Raw genomic sequence first — 16,357 nt, 5'->3', positions numbered from 1 at the left:
TTCTACTCATATTTGAAACCGCCCCCAGTCGTTAAAACCGATTTCTCCATACGTCATAGAATATATAGTCTTTTGACTCCAAATTTAATTTAGTTTCTTGAATGCGTTCATATTTGTATCATCATTCATCTCAATCAAGTATTTCCAGTATTTTTTTGGCATGAAATTTCTTTGTAGGTCTGGATTTGATCTTTCTTTAATTGCTATGTGTTTAAAATAGGTCTTCCAGAGGTTCTGAAAAAGCAACTCTTTTTTATGAAGAGGAACATCTGTTGGAATGTCGGCCTCGCGCAGAACCCACTCCTGACCATTGCAAAAGACTGCATGCGCTCTCTTGAGATCATGAAGAATCCACTGCTCTCCACTCAATCTGTTAAAGAAATGTGAGCCCAATATTGACAGTACATTGTAAGTGCCTTCAAACTGACTGTATAGTATACCGTTTTCTAGCTCAACAAAGCGTATTAATCCCAAGAGACTATGAGATTCTCTGGCTACTTTCCTATAGAGATCAAGCATGGGGCCAACGTCTTCATGGGCGCGGTAGTCTATAACCTTAGGTCCAAGTTTAAACGCCACTCTAATAAACCGATATATGATTGTGCCCACATTGGCATCTTCAGAGAAAAAGGCATATAGTACTCTTTGAAAGACCTCTTCCCCAAGCTTTTGTCTGATTGCCATCAAGACCTTATCCGCCTTTATCCTATCCGTGAAAATATTTATCTTTTCATCAAAAAATGTGGGAATGTAATGGTCCTGGCTAATGATCACGTTTGGCTTCACTTTAGAGTAGTACCCTTCATATACCGCCGTTGCCAAGCCTTCAAAAGATCCATCGTATAAATATATAATACTCATGACAATTCCACTCCATTAAAAGCGTCAGGATATAATTTATCCAGCCGAACCTGATTCAAGTGATGTTTCTTAGAATCTGGATCACTTCCTGCAAGGATGTTTCTAATTTTTGTCTGTTCCATATCAACCTGTCCATAATACCTGCCTTTGCACAAAATAAAATACTTTGCACGCTTTAATACAACCCCCATCTTCTTCAAATCTTCAAAACTGAGCCATGCAAATTTCCTAGACTTTACAATTCTACGTGCGGATGTGGGTCCAATACCTGGGACACGAAGAAGGAAACTAATATCTGCTTTATTGACTTCTACGGGAAACAAATGAAGATTTCGAATGGCCCAATTACACTTTGGGTCAAGAAGTGGATCAAAGTTAGGTTCTTCTTTTGTAAGAAGCTCTGTGGCATTAAACCCATAAAAGCGTAGCAGCCAGTCTGCCTGATAGAGCCTGTGTTCCCTTAAAAGTGGCGTCTCAACCTTTGTAGGGAGTAAGCTGTTGTTTTGAACTATGGGAATATATGCTGAATAATATACCCGTTTCATAAGCAGTTTGTCATACATAGCCTCCGAGAGGCGAATAATAGAATAATCCGTGTCATTTGTTGCGCCTATCATGACTTGGGTTGTTTGACCTGCAGGAACAAAGGGTTCAAGCCCCCCACTATACGTCTCAATTTGTTGACTGCCAAGTGTTTTTCGCCCGCTAAGTCTCCTCATTTTTTGACTATAAGGTCCATCGTGCTTATTCTCAATAATCCTGTCTCTGATAAATTGCATTGGCTCTACAATTTGATTCTGTTTTTTCTGAGGGGCAAGAAGCTTGAGTCCTGATTTTGTGGGAAGCTCCATATTAACGCTCATGCGGTCAACATACTTACCCGCTTCTTCAATAAGTCTCATATCCGCACCAGGAATGGCCTTCATATGAATATAACCATTGTACCGATCCACAAGGCGCAGTCTCTTCACCAAACTTAACATTAGCTCCATGGTGTGATCAGGGCTTTCCAGCACAGCAGAGCTCAAGAATAAACCTTCAATATAATTACGTCTGTAAAAATTCATTGTAATTTCTGCTAGTTCATCGGGCGTAAAAGAAGCCCTTTCGAAATCATTGCTCCTTCTGTTAACGCAGTAAGCACAATCATATACACAGTCATTTGACAATAATATTTTAAGCAGGGATATACACCGACCATCTTCTGACCAACTATGACAAATTCCTGGTAAAGCCGTGTTTCCAAGCATCCCGTCTTTTGAGGCACGATCGCTGCCACTCGAAGAACACGAAACATCATATTTTGCGGATTCCGCGAGTATTTCAATTTTTTTATTTAGATTCATAATATTCCCCTCCATACAAATCGAACGTATGTTCGTTTTTATTATATACTGATTTCACTATTCATTCAAGTCATTCTGACTTAATGGATAATGCATGAATCAATACTTGTATGGGTAAAAGGTAAAAAACAGTTCTTTGGAGGTTACTATGTTTAGGCGGTTAAAAACATCTCTATTATTCCAAGTCATTTTAGCCATAATATTTAGCTCATTGCTTGTAACATCAATGATTAGCTTCATTCTTTTCAACATGAGCACAAATTATATTGAGTCCATTTACACTTACTCTACAGATTCAGACCGTATAAATAATGTCATGGATATTCTATCTTTTGACCAATTTAGACTGCTGTTTTTTTCACGCCTAATTATGTTAATTCTCATCGCCTTTGTTGTGAGTCTTTACATAGCGATTAATCTAGCTGAACTCATCACGAGGCCTTTAATACATTTTACAGAGTACGTCTCAAAATCTGCCGACTCTATTTTAAACGAAGCTCCTGACAAAGATCTCTTAGATAAACCTAACGAAATTGGAAAACTAGCCAGAAGTTTTGATAATATGCGGTTAAGAATTTTGACTTCCTTTGATCAAAAACAAGAGGCAACCAGCACTCTGGTTAGAGGGGTTTCCCACAGATTGAACACGCCCCTTGGCAATGCGCTATCCTCTGTCAGTTATATGAAATTCATTCTTGATGACAAGAACTCTGGTATGAGGAACAGGAAACAAAAGTTAGATGAGGCCATTCATATTACATTTCAAAGTTTGTCGCAGATGCGAAGCATCATTGATACATTTAAAAAAATTTCCGTCTATGACAATGAACTGGAATCTATTACATTTAATTTAAGCGAGTATCTAGAACAATACATCGATATCATGTCATCCGATAAAAGATACGACGGCATCGAGTTCGATATCAGTGTCGAACCCAACTTAACTATGAGGAGTTACCCGCAAACAATAATGCAAATCATCACCGCCCTTGTAAACAATACAAGAGAACACGGGTATACCACCGCCGTTCCTGACCCATGTAGAGTTCAGATTAGTGCCTACAGGAAAAAAGAACACATTTATATTGTTTACAGAGATCAGGGGGTTGGTATACCCGATGACCTACGCCTGCAAATTTTCGAACCTTTTTTTACAACCAAACCTTTTGGCGAAAAGACCGGTCTTGGTCTTTCAATTGTTTATAATCAAGTTCAAAAATTAGGAGGCAGTATTGATTGTCCCCCAGTAAGAAAGGGTGCAACATTTATCATCAAGCTAGGTGATGGAGGTTTCTATGACTGATTTTATAGCACTTGTTGAAAAGATAAATAATTTGGTTTGGGCATATGTTCTTCCTGTCGGATTTTTAGGTCTTGGGATCATGCTGACAATTCAACTAAGGGCCTTTCCGCAAAGGCATATTCACCACAGCATCAAATACCTTGTTGCAAGCACAAAACGTTCGCCTGAGCCCGGCAGTTTAAGCCCCTTATCCACTCTAGCCCTTGCTTTATCAGCAACTATTGGGATTGGAAACATTATAGGCGTTCTTGCCGCAATTCAATTTGGTGGACCGGGCGCCCTATTTTGGATGTGGGTTGTTGGTATTCTTGGTATGACCTTAAAATTTTCCGAAACCACCCTGTCAGTCAAATACAGAATCCGCATGAAAGACGGTTATTACTCTGGTGGTCCCATGTACTATTTGCGTGACGGCGCTGGCTCTAAAACGCTTGCTAATATTTTTGCAGTTTCTGCAATGCTAGGAATTTTCATGGGCATTGGCACCTTTCCTCAGGTTCATAGCATTGTAAATATCTTTACGTACACCTTCAACACCCCCCTCTTTTTGACAGCCACTATATTGACTTTCTCTGTTGGTGCCATAACCACCGGGGGCCTAAAAAACATTTCTAGGATTGCCCTCATTGTAATGCCTTTTATTCTCTTTCTTTTCATCACTGGCAGCGGGTATTTGCTCATACGACAGTGGCACCTTATTCCTTCAGCCTTTCATTTGATCTTCACATCAGCTTTTTCTAAAACGGCTGTGGCCGGAGGCGGTGCAGGGTATGCTGTTAAGCGTGCCATAGAATTTGGGACAAGGCGTGGTATTTTTTCCAATGAGTCTGGTCTTGGAAGTGCCTCTATTGCAGCGGCGACTGCCTCTAATCAATACCCTGCTGAACAAGGGTTGATCCATGTGCTTGAAGTCGTTATTGATACGTTAATTATGAACACTATAGTCGGTTTACTCGTTATCGTATCAGGCGCCTACACCACAAGTGGTCCTGAGCAGGCACTGCTTGATACAATATTTCATGATCCGTATTTCATTGGGCAAATCACAATGACTGTCTGCCTAATATTTTTCGCTTTCACTTCCATAGTGGCATGGAGTTACTACGGTTCCCAGTGTGCCTACTACATGTGGGGACTTACTGGACAAAAATACTATCATTATATTTTTGTTCTCATCGTATTCATAGCCAGTTTTGTGGATTGGGAGACCATTTGGACGCTAACAGACATAACAACAGCCATTCTTGTCATTCCAAACTTAGTTGGCTTATATTTGCTTAGAAAAGATGTTGTGGATGAGGTAAAAAAACTACAAAATGCCTTACATGACGCTTTGTAGCCAGAACCGGTAAGACATGGGTCTAAAAACCAATGTCCAGCAAATTCTTAAGTTTGACTTTAAATTTCTGGTATGAAACCAAACAAAACCCCTAAATCACTTTTACTAAAATGATTTAGGGGTTCTTTTCTCATACATCTCGGATTTAATTATTTCCTGTGGTTCATGGGAAGTCTTCTAATGCCCATCATAGGACTGCACTAAAGATCAATTAGGATCATTCATCTTAATAAAACAAGCCGTAATATCGTCACCGCTGCCCTTTTCTGATGTATCCACCAACCATGATTCAAAGTTCTTTTGTACAGCTTCCATCCCATGCGTCTTTGAAATATCAATTAAATCATCAATAACCTTTAAATAGCCATCTTCGATTTTAAAAGAATTTGGATACCCGTCCGTTGCTAAAAGCATAGCCCTTATCATCGCAGGATCGTAGACATGGGTGGTAAAATAATTATAGGCGTCTAGAAGAGACAAACTTTCTGTCTCATTTCCTATTCTCTTGCTTGGATTTAAAACATGAACCTCATCTGAGTCCTTGTGCTTGATCAAGAGCTCCGCATCACCAATATTGAAGACAATTATTTTATAATCACTCACAAGCACGCTCATGAGTGTGGTCCCATATGCAAGCAAGGCATTTCTTCCAAGTTGCTTTTGTTTCACTTCATTTAACGAGGCCACTTCGCTATCAATAAAGGCATTCGCAGATAAGTGATCCAAAACTTTCTTTTCCCAAAGCTTACTTATTTCCATGCAAATATTCTTTGCGTCTGATTCAATGCCTTTGACATCAAAATCCGTCTCGACAAGTTTATTTGCAATGATCTCCCCTGCAACTTCCACGGCCATTCTAGACCCTAACTCACTTCTAAAACAGGTTTGTGATCCGTGTCCATCTGCCAGGGATATAATATATGCCCCTTCAAGTTCTTTTATATCAATGGCATCTTGATTAGGCAGTTCTCTAATTCTATGTAAGTTTCCCCTGACACTGGAATATGCCAACTCTAAAGCCGCCATCTACCAAACATCCTCAACGCTAACATCCATGTCATCCCAGAAGTCACTTGGAATTTCTGGAATAATCACATTGCTTGCAGGACTGATAGCCTCTTCTGTTTGTGAAGCCGGGGAAGATGCCGCTTTAAGAACAACGGTGGACACCCACTTTATATATTCGACAAGTTCTTCAGAATTATCTGCCTGAAGGACTTTAATATCATCATTGTCTATAAACTCTTTTAAGACTCTATTGTTGGCGGATTTCCCAATACCAATGCCCAGTCGAACCGCCTTTTTTTCCCCAGGGCTGCTTTAAAAGCTCTCTTAGGGCTGATTTATAGTCATCGGTCGGCTGACCATCTGTTATTAAGACAAGCACAGGCGGCAAGGCCCGATCGGTCATTGGGGGCATTTTTAAGGCTTCTGATAATAAGGTGAATGCCTTTCCCATGTCTGTAACACCGTGAGCATCAAGATCTGTCCATCTGAAATCGTCAATATGTACCGGCGCTTCAATATGCCATTTGGCACCCGAGGCAAATGAAATAGCCCGAACCATAACATCTGCATTTGGATTTTCTTCTGCAACCCTTACCATATGTGGTATTGCACCTCGAATGGCTGAATTGAGCGCATCCATTTTTCCACTGTTTTTCATTGAAGTCGAGCAATCTGCTATCCATATAAAATGCAGTGGTCTGGTGGCCAGTTCGCCACCTGGTCTAATGATGTCCATATCTTTCCTCCTTATGCCCTAACAAATCCAGTGACATTGTTTCCAAAATCAATTTCTTCTATGCGATTGATTCCGACTGTTGAACCTTTAGAAATCTGCGTTCGACGTCCATCTGTCATTTTGACTGTCCACGCCTTATCCGAGTAATTTCTCAAGCCAATTTGGCTTCTTTGCTTCGGATTTCGAACCACTTGCGCCACAACATTTTTAAAATTAATATTTCTATGATTGTCCATATGATGCCCAAATATTCTTGTGTGATCATTTAGGACAATTATGTCACGGCCAATCTTTATACGTGCTGGTATTTCAATTGGTTTTTGACAAGCCCAACATGTTTTCGTATTACCCGTTCTAAGCAGGTGAATATCATAGAAATTTTCAGCACCACATGAACATTTCACAATAGAATTTTTTAGCGTAATCAAATGTTCCTTCCACTGGGATTCAGTCAATCTTGAACCCTTGTATTTTGAAAGACCCTTTGTAAATGATTTGGTGAATGCGTCTTTAAAAAACTCTGGATACAGGTCCCAGAAAACTATGGCATTGTCATGTACACCAGCCAGGGGTCTGTTTGAAGCGTTAATTGGGTCAAATATAAACACAGGATGTGTGCCGTATAATTTCTTCATTGCAGGTAAATCAAAACACTTGATGCTGGCTTCCTGCTTGCCTTCAAGGGGATGATGCACCATGAACATATAGAAAAGTAGGACACTTAGTGAAAATAGATCCGACTGAACATTGGGCAGACCATCACCTCTTACAATTTCCGGTGCCATAAATCGAGGGGTTCCCAGAATACTTTTATCTGCATGCTTTTCACTTGTTACATTGTCATTGTCACAAATGAGAATGTCTCCAAGCCTTTCATTCATAAACACATTTCCAAAAGAAATATCTCGGTAGCAAAGGCCTTTTCTATGAAGTTTTTCAAAGCTGTCTACCATTTGTATGGCCGAAACAGTTAATGTGTAAAAGCTCGGTTCAATTTTCCGTTTCATAAGATCCACAATGCCTTTATAATGTCTATCCCGTAGTTTCATTGTGTATCCAAATCCACTGAGTTTATCATCTGTCAGCAGTTCAAGAGGCCATAGAAATTTGTCATTGGGTGGACCAATAGCTATGAGCTTCTTTATAAGCTCTAGCTGGTTCTCTGTGGCAGTATGGGGAAAATACCATTTTACAGCATAGTCAAAACCACCGGATTGCGCCTTATAAACTTCACCCTGTCCCCCTGAGCCTAGGAATTCTTTAACCAAATATGTTTTGCCCTTATGCGATCGAACAATTTGACCACGTTTTAGTTTATACGCCATTTATATGTAACCCTTTCAAGTCCTTATGCCTACCAATACCCTTTAACCCGATTTTTCGATTTATCATTCAGTTTATATTATATCACCACTAAGGGGTCTTGAAAAATCAGCCCTTATTATTCTAGCACATAAGGGAAATTATTTACATAAAGGAAATGTTACAAAGAAAGTCTTTCTTGATGCTATTCAAAGCAAAAGACCCCGCATTCTACTAAAATACGGGGCCCATCCATAAATTTCTTATATTGAGTGACTTGCATAATTCATTCAATAATCCTCGTCATACCATATCTCGTCATACCATATATAGATATTTAAAAGTCAAGAATTCTATAGGACACGATGAGGATTGGATCTACAATTTTGTAAATGCCTGATATGAATTGTTATTTTTCAACTCTTATTTATTGAATGTTTTCAGCCCATCTTCAATATTTCTAATGGCTTTCATACGACTTAAAACAAGACTTGAGCCTATTATACAAGCCCCTGCTCCTATTATTGGAATCCCTATGGAAGCACTTTTGTAACTCACAAAATAATTTGTAACAATCTGACCCATCAAGTGCTTCTGATTTGCCAAAAGAAATGGTTGTAAAACCTTATCCGATAAGAAACCCGCAAGTAAAAATGATAGAGGGGCTGTTCCATATGCGAGCTGATAGGCTGTGGCAAAGACTCGCCCTTGGATGTCTGATGGCACTTTCTCTTGGAGTGTTGTCCTAAAAATCACGTTTATAAGAGGCAGAGGCAACATAAGTACAAATAGCACTCCCCCCAGTGCAAAAACGTTTCGCCCCATTCCAAATACGACAAGCCCAAGACCTGTCAAAACCATTGCCTTTGACAAGAGTGACATCCTCCTTTTGGGCAAAACCACAGAAGACAGTATTAAGGATGACAAGGCTGTTGCCATCCCCATTATAGATAACATGGCTGAGACAGTCTTTTCACTCCCGCTTGTTTCAAGTATAAATGGAATGACAAGCTCTAAGGGTCCGTTCACTAAAAAGTTAAAGAGTCCCATAAAGACCACCATCCATAAAAGTCCCTTGTTGTCTCTTAAAAAGCCCATTCCAGCCTTAAGCTGGTCAAAAAAGCCCCCTTGGTAGAGCCTGCCATACTTTGTTGGCTCTTTCTCTGGTATCTCAAGCATGGCAACTATTAAACCAGATACAAGGAAGGATGCAAAATCAACCAGTAATACCCCTGAAATACCTAATCCGACATATAAAAGACCACCAAGAACAGGGGCTAGAACCCCTGCTGCTGGAAATGTAAGCTCTTTTAAACCATTCACACGGGTTCTATTCTTGGAATTTGTAAGCTGTCCAATAGCCTTGTCTGCGGCTGGCTCCTGGCCTGCTATGAAAAATCCCTGGATAAAAACCACGGTATACAAAAGACCTGTATGAAAGACGCCCTTTTGAATTGCATAAAGAAGAAGCACTGTACCAATAACCTGACCCAAGTCAGATAAGATCAACACTGTTTTCTTTTTTAACCGATCAACAAATGTACCAATGACCTGACCAAACAAGAGGGATGGCAGCTCATTAAAGACCGGTATTAAAAGCAAATCCATAGTTTGCCCCCTTGTCTGATACAACCACATCCCCAGAGCAATAAAGGTCATTCTCGTCCCAATTAGGGAAATTGACTGGGTCAATAAAAGCTTGTACACAAGAGGCAAACTAAACTTTGTTCTATTATTATTCATCGTATCCTCCAAATCATTTAGATCCGGATTGATCGAAAATATCGTTAATCCGGTGTATTAAATAATTTGGATATGTACACTGATTGCGCCCATGGCCCTGCTCCTTTCTCTGTGGGCAAAAGCCCTTATTTACACTAATATTGTATACTTTGTAGACAATTTCGTCAATTTTGTCTCTACATGTTTTGTCCACTTGAAAACGGGATACATACTTATTGCAAACAGTCACATACTAGACGCATTACAATTCTTTAATATTGGTCTTTATGCCTAAATATCATTGACTTTTAAGGAGTGCTGTCTTATCATTATATTGATTATAGGGGGAGTAACCTGCTCGCGGTTAAAGCGAGATTCATGGTCGTCATTACAGAAGCACAGCTTCTCGGTCATGTTGGCATATTTTTGTCTGGTAAGACTCTACAATCAGCTTTTGTGTGCTGGTTGAGGGGTCTTTTTTGCGTTTAGCAGCTTGTAGACCTTCACCCTTCTAAGAACATGGAAAGGATGCATGACATGGAAGAACTTATACACTCTTATTTATTAACCTTCCCAACAATCGTACTGCTACTCATTATTGCAGCATCACTCTGGACCGTAGGCAAAGGCGCTGACATACTTGTCGATGAAGCCGTTAGTCTATCCGTTCACTGGGGTGTTCCGAAAATGGTGATTGGTGCCACAATCGTTTCTCTTGGAACGACCCTTCCCGAGGCTGCCGTCTCCGTGATGGCTGCCGTTGGCGGTAATCCCGATTTGGCACTTGGTAATGCCATTGGATCTATCATTGCAGATACTGGTCTTATAATTGGTGTGGCTGCTCTAATCGGTAATCTCCCTGTTGACCCAATGATCATCAAACGTCAGGGAAAACTCCAATATCTGGCCTGTATACTCCTTGCTGTTGTCAGTTTACCAATCTTTACAAATACAGGAGCAGGCAACATTTCGCAATTAATGGGCGTTGGCTTTTTAATTCTTCTTGCCACTTATATTTATTTTTCTCTTAAGTGGGCCAGAGAGGAAAACGGGGAATCCACTGAAGAGATTCAAGAAGAACTTACCCCTGTTTATCTTCAAATTTTAAAATTGCTTCTTGGTGTGGCACTTGTTATCGGATCCTCTAAGATCCTCATTCCAGCGGTTGAGATCACAGCCATTCGAATTGGAATTCCACAAGGTGTTATTGCTGCCACACTGGTTGCCTTTGGGACAAGTCTCCCAGAACTGGTGACAGCTATTACAGCAGTACGCAAGGGGCATGGTGAGCTTGCCATCGGCAACATTGTTGGTGCAGATATATTAAATGTTTTATTTGTTGTTGGGGCGGCGGCTGCAGTGACAAAGGGCGGACTGACCGTTCCAGTCAGTTTTTATAAACTCCAGATCCCAACAATGCTCATTATAATTTTTGCCTTTAGACATTTTACAAAGGGCAAAGACCTAACAATCGATCGCAAGGAAGGGATTTTTCTTGGCGGTATGTACTTTGTCTACCTCATATTAAACTTCACATGGTTGGCATAGTGCCTTATTTAAATTATTAAAGCAAAAGCTGTTGTAGATGATTTTTTATTATCATCTGCAACAGCTTTTTTAACGTGTTCTTAACCCCACCATAATTTTTTGAACACAATCCTTTTATATAATAAAACCGTTGAAAGGAGATGAATGATGAAAAAACTAAACATCTGTGTTGACATTGATGGAACAATGACTGAACCCTATTACTGGTTAAAGACAGCCAACGAATGGTTTAACACAAGCGTAGCCCCAGAGGATGTAATCGAATACGATATTCATCGTGTTTTAAACATAAACAGAAGTGATTATTTGAATTTCTATAATGCGGTTGGTGAAGATTTGCATAGAGATGCTAAGCCTAGACCACATGCTTCCCAGGTTCTTCAAGCTCTAGCCAAACATCATAATATATATTATGTGACGGCACGCGAAGAAAAAATGAAAAGTGTTTCAATGAAGTGGTTTAAAAGACACAATATGCCCGAGGCCCCGCTCTACCTGCTGGGATCACACCATAAAGCAACTCAAGCAAAAATCCTAAACTGCGATGTTTTTATTGAAGATAAATTTGAGAATGCCATTGAACTGTCTATGGCCAAGGTTAAAGTTCTACTGATAGACTGCACCTACAACCGCTTTGCCACGATTCTCGATACAGAACGTGTTTTTAACTGGCTGGAAATTGAAAGAAAAATCAATTTGATAGCTTCTGAGAACAGCACGAATATAAAAATTGCTTAACTTAATTAAAAAGCATTTTTTACTCCTCCACCCTCACATTCGTGTTGTATGCATTGAAAAAGGCTTTAATGAGAAACTCATTAAAGCCTTCTTTATTATTCTCTTATACATGCCTTGCAATTTCTAAGACAAGCTCTTCAGAAGCTGTCCAGCCTAGACAGGCATCTGTGATAGATTTACCAAATACCAGCCCGCACTCATCTTGCTTGCCCTCTTCTAAATAACTCTCTATCATAAGGCCCTTTACCATTTGCCTTATGCCTTGATCATGTTTTCTAGAACGCATGACTTCCATACAAATTCTAGGTTGTTCATCATACTGCTTCATAGAGTTGGCATGACTGGCATCAATAATAATAGCCTGGTTATAAAGCCCCCTCTGAGCATACTTCTTTTTTAAGAACATTAAGTCTTCATAGTGGTAGTTGGGGATATTGCGACCATACTGGTTCACAGCCCCTCTAAGAATACCGTGGGAGTATATATTTCCACTTGTTTGCACTTCATATCCATTATAAATAAAACGATGAGAAATTTGTGCGGCCTTTATGGAATTTAACATCACTCCGAGGTCTCCACCCGTTGGATTTTTCATCCCTGCCGGCACCTCCATCCCACTTACTGCCAGTCTGTGCTGCTGATTTTCTACTGAGCGGGCACCAACAGCCACATAACTTAAAACATCATCCAGGTATGGATAATTCATTGGATACAGCATTTCGTCTGCAGATGTCAGACCTGATGTTTCCATTATTCTAATATGCATATTTCTTATGGCTTTAATCCCCTTCAATATATTAGGTTCATCCATAGGAACAGGCTGATGCAGCATCCCTTTATACCCTTCTCCCGTTGTCCTAGGCTTATTGGTGTAAACACGAGGGACCAGTATAATTTTTTCTTTAACTTGCTCTTGCAGTTTTGCCAGTCGCTTAACATATTCAACAACTGCGTCCTCATCGTGGGCAGAGCACGGTCCAATAATCAGTATAAATTTATCACTTTCACCACGAAAGACCTGGGCGATTTCCCGGTCCCGATTTTCCTTTAGGACTCTTAGGGGCTCTGGAAGTGGAATCAAGGCTTTGATCTCTTCGGGGGCAGGTATTTGATTGATGTAGTTGAATGCCATATGCACCATCTCCTTTTATAGATATTGAGACGATTATAGCATTATATTGTTACATTAATAAGCATAAATATAATTTCAGTTGATTGGTTTTAGAACCTACAATTTTTTATTTGTTATAAGATAAATTGAATCACAAAAGTCTACAATAAAAAAACCGCCATTTTATGACGGTTTTACGAATTCTTTGTATTCAAGTGACCCTTGCCTCTTAGGCTGTTTCAATGTTGTTCATTTCAAGCCCCATCACTGTAACTGGTCTAATATGACCTTGTCGTATAGCAGAAACCAGGTCTGCTTCCGAATTCACAGGGACAGTAAACTCAGTGGCGAAGTTCCCAACTTCAGTATCCGTATGTGAGTCACTCCCACCAGACTGTGGCAAGTCCAAATCAAGGGCAATATTGCGAGCTTTCATATTACTTAGGGCATCTGTACGACCATTAAAGGCTTCAACAGCACCAAGACCACTAACCCTTGCAATATGATCTCCAAGCCCCCTATTATTGTGTCTATATGGATGGGCAGCAATTGTTACCCCACCCCTGTCATTAACATAGTCTATGGTTTCCTGCGCAGAGAGTCTTTCCTGCGGCATCTCATCAATACCAAAACATAAGAGATCGCCATCCAGGGTGAATATTTCCACCCCTACATAAACCGGAAAACCTGTTTCAGTCGAAATAGTTTGAGCCATTGGTCTAAGGCCTAAGTCATCATGGTCCGTTATGCAAATGCCATCTAACCCTCTTTGCTTTGCCACTTCAATAGCTTCAAACAAGTCAAGTTTACTATCTGATGAATTCATTTTCTGATGTATATGCATATCTATAATCATAAATTACCTCAACTTTAATCTATCTTTTAAACAACTATCCATAAAGCGGATAGCATTCAATAATTTCTATCGCTGAGGCTATTTTATAACATCTTTGGTGGATTTCTCATCGAACTTATAAATGTTCTCGCCCTTACTATAGATTTTTTAAATGATCGACATGTAAAATATCCTTTAAGACTTCCCACCATATGTATATTTGAGAATCAAATATATATATGGTTTGGAGGGATGTGTATCTGTAATTATGCAAGCGCCTGAAATAAAAAGGCTTTGTCTGTGTCTTCTAGTGCAACTTATAACTTGTTGACCTTCGTCGGTCTGTAATTTCTCCACTTGTTTCCCACCCGTAAGTGGTACAAGTTTCCCCTGTCCGATGCGCTATGAATATAGTGTATAAAGTCAGCCCCTGTCAGCATAACAGATCCATTTGCGCAAGCGACTTCATTAAACGCATCCACACGGTCTTGTCTAACATACTCCCCTCTTGCCATAAAAGGGACAGATTCCCCAGAGTGAATCATTTCGCCTGCACAAGGGGTACTATGGTCAGCCGTTACAATAAGTAACCCCTCAAAATCCAAAAGAGTCTCAATGCTTTTGTCGATCTCTTCAAGGGCTTCCACCTTCTTCATAGGCGATTTCTTATGCGAAGCTTCATCAGGTGCTTTCGTATGAAGATGAACATATTCATATTCTGATGACAAGGCCAAGTGTACTGCTTCATCAAAGGTTTCGTAGCTTTGAAAATCAAGGCCTACATAATGACTGAGTCCATTTAAAAGTTTTGATTGTCCTAGTAACTGTCCACGCATGCCTGTTCGAATTTGGAAGGGTTCAACCCCTGTGTATCGACCTGCCCACTTGGTTAGAATAAAGTTTGCGGCCTGCTCTCCCTTAAAGGCCCTATTTTTGTTCACTTCATGTCCTTGTAAAATATCATGTGTTCTTTTTAGAAAACGATTGATAGCATTTGCTGTCTCTTCAGAAATGGGGTCAACCGTTTCAAAAGGCTCAATCTTCATGACATACTGGGGTGCATAGAAGGGATCTGAATCCGACACCTCTGAACTGATCTCTTTCCCGTCTGTTCTTGAAACAATAACGAATCCATGACTGTCATAGGAATGAATACATTTAAACTGCCAGCCGTCAAATTGGCAGTCAACAGCTTGTATGAGGTCGTTAATCTCCTTAGCGCTTAGATCTTTTGTGAATCTAGAATTTAGCAGGTATCCCTGACCGTCATGGCTTACATCAGCAAAAGATGCTCTCAGTATTAAATCATCTTTATTCAGGCTAACATTCTCGCCAATGGCATCAATAACAGCCCGGTTTGGATACTCGTGGGTCTTGTAACCAAATAAAATAAAATGTGCCAGGTCGGTTCCCAGTGACGCTCCAACTTGCAGGGGTGTCATAAGTCCACACTGCGAGGTCTGAGCAATTTTATCTAGGTTTGGGGTCTTAGCATACTCTAGAGGGGTTTTACCTCCCAAGAGGTCATAAGAACGGTCTCCAACCCCATCCAATAGCAATGTTATGGTTTTCATATTAGGGCAAGGACCTCCTTTTTTAAGGCATTTATGTCTGCCTTTTGATCTTCCACTATGTATTTGCCAACAAGTACGCCTGCTGGTTTAACATATTCTTGTAAAAGTCTCTCAAGGCAATTTTTATCATATACAGCTTTGCCATCACAGCTTCTGTAGTTTCTACTTAGAACACAGTCTGGATGAGCAAGCCCTTCTTTCCACTCCCATCCGATCAAGCTCTCCACTTCATGACCGTCATCCATATGCCGAAGGGGCATTCTTAGTTGACAGTCAAATGAAGCGATCACTTCTTGATATATATCAAGAGATTCCCCCAATTGATTGACTTTGATTCGTCCGTCATGGGACTCGCGTTCACCAGAAAGGATGATGCCCGAAAGCGGACGAGCAAAGTTAAGTTTAGTTAGATGGAAATATAAGTGACAGCCAATGCATGGAGAATAGAAGCCAAATTTTCTGGACAGCTCTCCACTTAAGCGACCATTCATCAGGGCCCATATATCCTCACGACTATACTCTATCAATGGATAAAGAACTTTCTTATCGCCGTAAAGGTCTTTAACTCTTTTTTGTAAATGTTTATAATTTTTATAAATGACATTAAAATCACCATACTCCGTTCCAGCAAATGTTGCTACTGGGAGTATGTAATCAATGTCCTCATCTTCAAAAGCTTTCAGTATGGCAGCCACACTGTCACGTCCTGAAAATTCCCCGATGACAGTTTTCTTATTATAGTTTTTTGGATCAAACTCTTTAATAGCATTTTCAATCATAATGTCTCCTCTAACAATAAGATAATATCAACAATGCAAGCATTTATTTTTCAGATTAATACCCGTTTATTTGTATTAGTCGAGCTTAGACAAACAAAGCGCATACCTCAACGCAAAGTATGCACTCATATTTTAACCATTATAGCATATTCATT

Annotated in this window: 15 protein-coding genes; 4 read left to right on the top strand and 11 right to left on the bottom strand. The window is 40.0% G+C overall.

Going from position 1 to position 16,357, the window contains the following annotated elements; translation table 11 throughout:
* Positions 1 to 84: 84 nt before the first annotated feature.
* Both ACQ4KW_RS09920 and ACQ4KW_RS09915 read right to left on the bottom strand, forming a co-directional pair.
* Positions 85 to 861, bottom strand: coding sequence for a TIGR03915 family putative DNA repair protein (locus tag ACQ4KW_RS09920; protein ID WP_430886376.1), 777 nt, complete (start codon positions 859 to 861; stop codon positions 85 to 87).
* Complete coding sequence (locus tag ACQ4KW_RS09915; protein WP_430886375.1) at positions 858 to 2,207, bottom strand: putative DNA modification/repair radical SAM protein; 1,350 nt, start codon at positions 2,205 to 2,207, stop codon at positions 858 to 860. The genes ACQ4KW_RS09920 and ACQ4KW_RS09915 overlap by 4 nt, the downstream gene beginning before the upstream one ends.
* A 148-nt stretch (positions 2,208 to 2,355) precedes the next feature.
* Between ACQ4KW_RS09915 and ACQ4KW_RS09910 the strand changes: the two genes are divergently transcribed.
* The gene (locus tag ACQ4KW_RS09910) at positions 2,356 to 3,510 is read left to right on the top strand and encodes a HAMP domain-containing sensor histidine kinase (RefSeq protein WP_430886374.1); all 1,155 of its coding nucleotides are present in this window, start codon (positions 2,356 to 2,358) and stop codon (positions 3,508 to 3,510) included.
* On the top strand, positions 3,503 to 4,849 hold the full coding sequence (locus tag ACQ4KW_RS09905; RefSeq protein WP_430886372.1) for an alanine/glycine:cation symporter family protein: 1,347 nt from the start codon (positions 3,503 to 3,505) through the stop codon (positions 4,847 to 4,849). The genes ACQ4KW_RS09910 and ACQ4KW_RS09905 overlap by 8 nt, the downstream gene beginning before the upstream one ends.
* Positions 4,850 to 5,056: 207 nt before the next feature.
* Here ACQ4KW_RS09905 and ACQ4KW_RS09900 read toward each other — a convergent pair whose 3' ends face one another.
* From ACQ4KW_RS09900 to ACQ4KW_RS09880, 5 genes are all read right to left on the bottom strand, one after another.
* Positions 5,057 to 5,875 (bottom strand): PP2C family serine/threonine-protein phosphatase, encoded by an 819-nt coding sequence (locus ACQ4KW_RS09900; protein ID WP_430886371.1) that lies wholly within the window; start codon positions 5,873 to 5,875, stop codon positions 5,057 to 5,059.
* A complete protein-coding gene (locus ACQ4KW_RS09895; protein ID WP_430886370.1) occupies positions 5,876 to 6,019 on the bottom strand; it encodes a hypothetical protein in 144 nt (47 codons plus the stop codon).
* A gap of 85 nt (positions 6,020 to 6,104) precedes the next feature.
* Positions 6,105 to 6,593 carry a vWA domain-containing protein gene (locus tag ACQ4KW_RS09890; protein ID WP_430886369.1) on the bottom strand — a complete coding sequence of 163 codons (489 nt, stop codon included), beginning with the start codon at positions 6,591 to 6,593 and terminating at the stop codon, positions 6,105 to 6,107.
* An 11-nt stretch (positions 6,594 to 6,604) separates the two neighbouring features.
* Positions 6,605 to 7,918: a protein kinase domain-containing protein gene (locus tag ACQ4KW_RS09885; protein ID WP_430886368.1), complete on the bottom strand. Its 1,314-nt coding sequence runs from the start codon at positions 7,916 to 7,918 to the stop codon at positions 6,605 to 6,607.
* A gap of 400 nt (positions 7,919 to 8,318) precedes the next feature.
* On the bottom strand, positions 8,319 to 9,638 hold the full coding sequence (locus ACQ4KW_RS09880; RefSeq protein ID WP_430886367.1) for an MFS transporter: 1,320 nt from the start codon (positions 9,636 to 9,638) through the stop codon (positions 8,319 to 8,321).
* A 516-nt stretch (positions 9,639 to 10,154) separates the two neighbouring features.
* Here ACQ4KW_RS09880 and ACQ4KW_RS09875 point away from each other — a divergent pair.
* Positions 10,155 to 11,165, top strand: a complete 1,011-nt coding sequence (locus ACQ4KW_RS09875) for a calcium/sodium antiporter (RefSeq protein ID WP_430886366.1) — start codon at positions 10,155 to 10,157, stop codon at positions 11,163 to 11,165.
* Positions 11,166 to 11,312: 147 nt separating this feature from the next.
* On the top strand, positions 11,313 to 11,903 hold the full coding sequence (locus ACQ4KW_RS09870) for a 5' nucleotidase, NT5C type (protein WP_430886365.1): 591 nt from the start codon (positions 11,313 to 11,315) through the stop codon (positions 11,901 to 11,903).
* A 103-nt stretch (positions 11,904 to 12,006) separates the two neighbouring features.
* Here ACQ4KW_RS09870 and ACQ4KW_RS09865 read toward each other — a convergent pair whose 3' ends face one another.
* From ACQ4KW_RS09865 to ACQ4KW_RS09850, 4 genes are all read right to left on the bottom strand, one after another.
* Positions 12,007 to 13,035, bottom strand: coding sequence for a 3-deoxy-7-phosphoheptulonate synthase (locus ACQ4KW_RS09865; RefSeq protein ID WP_430886364.1), 1,029 nt, complete (start codon positions 13,033 to 13,035; stop codon positions 12,007 to 12,009).
* A gap of 208 nt (positions 13,036 to 13,243) precedes the next feature.
* Positions 13,244 to 13,870 carry a PHP-associated domain-containing protein gene (locus ACQ4KW_RS09860; RefSeq protein ID WP_430886363.1) on the bottom strand — a complete coding sequence of 209 codons (627 nt, stop codon included), beginning with the start codon at positions 13,868 to 13,870 and terminating at the stop codon, positions 13,244 to 13,246.
* A gap of 296 nt (positions 13,871 to 14,166) precedes the next feature.
* A complete protein-coding gene (locus ACQ4KW_RS09855) occupies positions 14,167 to 15,423 on the bottom strand; it encodes an alkaline phosphatase family protein (RefSeq protein WP_430886362.1) in 1,257 nt (418 codons plus the stop codon).
* Positions 15,420 to 16,202, bottom strand: a complete 783-nt coding sequence (locus ACQ4KW_RS09850) for a hypothetical protein (RefSeq protein WP_430886361.1) — start codon at positions 16,200 to 16,202, stop codon at positions 15,420 to 15,422. The genes ACQ4KW_RS09855 and ACQ4KW_RS09850 overlap by 4 nt, the downstream gene beginning before the upstream one ends.
* Positions 16,203 to 16,357: the final 155 nt, after the last annotated feature.

This window comes from Tianxiuia mixotrophica (assembly GCF_050596425.1).
Lineage (GTDB): Bacteria > Bacillota > Clostridia > Peptostreptococcales > Acidaminobacteraceae.
This window is presented reverse-complemented; position numbering and strand designations above follow the sequence as displayed.

Bases quoted from the DNA above. Each gene is read 5' to 3' on its own strand.
- ACQ4KW_RS09920 (WP_430886376.1), bottom strand. From the start codon at position 861: ATGAGTATTATATATTTATACGATGGATCTTTTGAAGGCTTGGCAACG.
- ACQ4KW_RS09915 (WP_430886375.1), bottom strand. From the start codon at position 2,207: ATGAATCTAAATAAAAAAATTGAAATACTCGCGGAATCCGCAAAATAT.
- ACQ4KW_RS09910 (WP_430886374.1), top strand. From the start codon at position 2,356: ATGTTTAGGCGGTTAAAAACATCTCTATTATTCCAAGTCATTTTAGCC.
- ACQ4KW_RS09905 (WP_430886372.1), top strand. From the start codon at position 3,503: ATGACTGATTTTATAGCACTTGTTGAAAAGATAAATAATTTGGTTTGG.
- ACQ4KW_RS09900 (WP_430886371.1), bottom strand. From the start codon at position 5,875: ATGGCGGCTTTAGAGTTGGCATATTCCAGTGTCAGGGGAAACTTACAT.
- ACQ4KW_RS09890 (WP_430886369.1), bottom strand. From the start codon at position 6,593: ATGGACATCATTAGACCAGGTGGCGAACTGGCCACCAGACCACTGCAT.
- ACQ4KW_RS09885 (WP_430886368.1), bottom strand. From the start codon at position 7,918: ATGGCGTATAAACTAAAACGTGGTCAAATTGTTCGATCGCATAAGGGC.
- ACQ4KW_RS09880 (WP_430886367.1), bottom strand. From the start codon at position 9,638: ATGAATAATAATAGAACAAAGTTTAGTTTGCCTCTTGTGTACAAGCTT.
- ACQ4KW_RS09875 (WP_430886366.1), top strand. From the start codon at position 10,155: ATGGAAGAACTTATACACTCTTATTTATTAACCTTCCCAACAATCGTA.
- ACQ4KW_RS09870 (WP_430886365.1), top strand. From the start codon at position 11,313: ATGAAAAAACTAAACATCTGTGTTGACATTGATGGAACAATGACTGAA.
- ACQ4KW_RS09865 (WP_430886364.1), bottom strand. From the start codon at position 13,035: ATGGCATTCAACTACATCAATCAAATACCTGCCCCCGAAGAGATCAAA.
- ACQ4KW_RS09860 (WP_430886363.1), bottom strand. From the start codon at position 13,870: ATGATTATAGATATGCATATACATCAGAAAATGAATTCATCAGATAGT.
- ACQ4KW_RS09855 (WP_430886362.1), bottom strand. From the start codon at position 15,423: ATGAAAACCATAACATTGCTATTGGATGGGGTTGGAGACCGTTCTTAT.
- ACQ4KW_RS09850 (WP_430886361.1), bottom strand. From the start codon at position 16,202: ATGATTGAAAATGCTATTAAAGAGTTTGATCCAAAAAACTATAATAAG.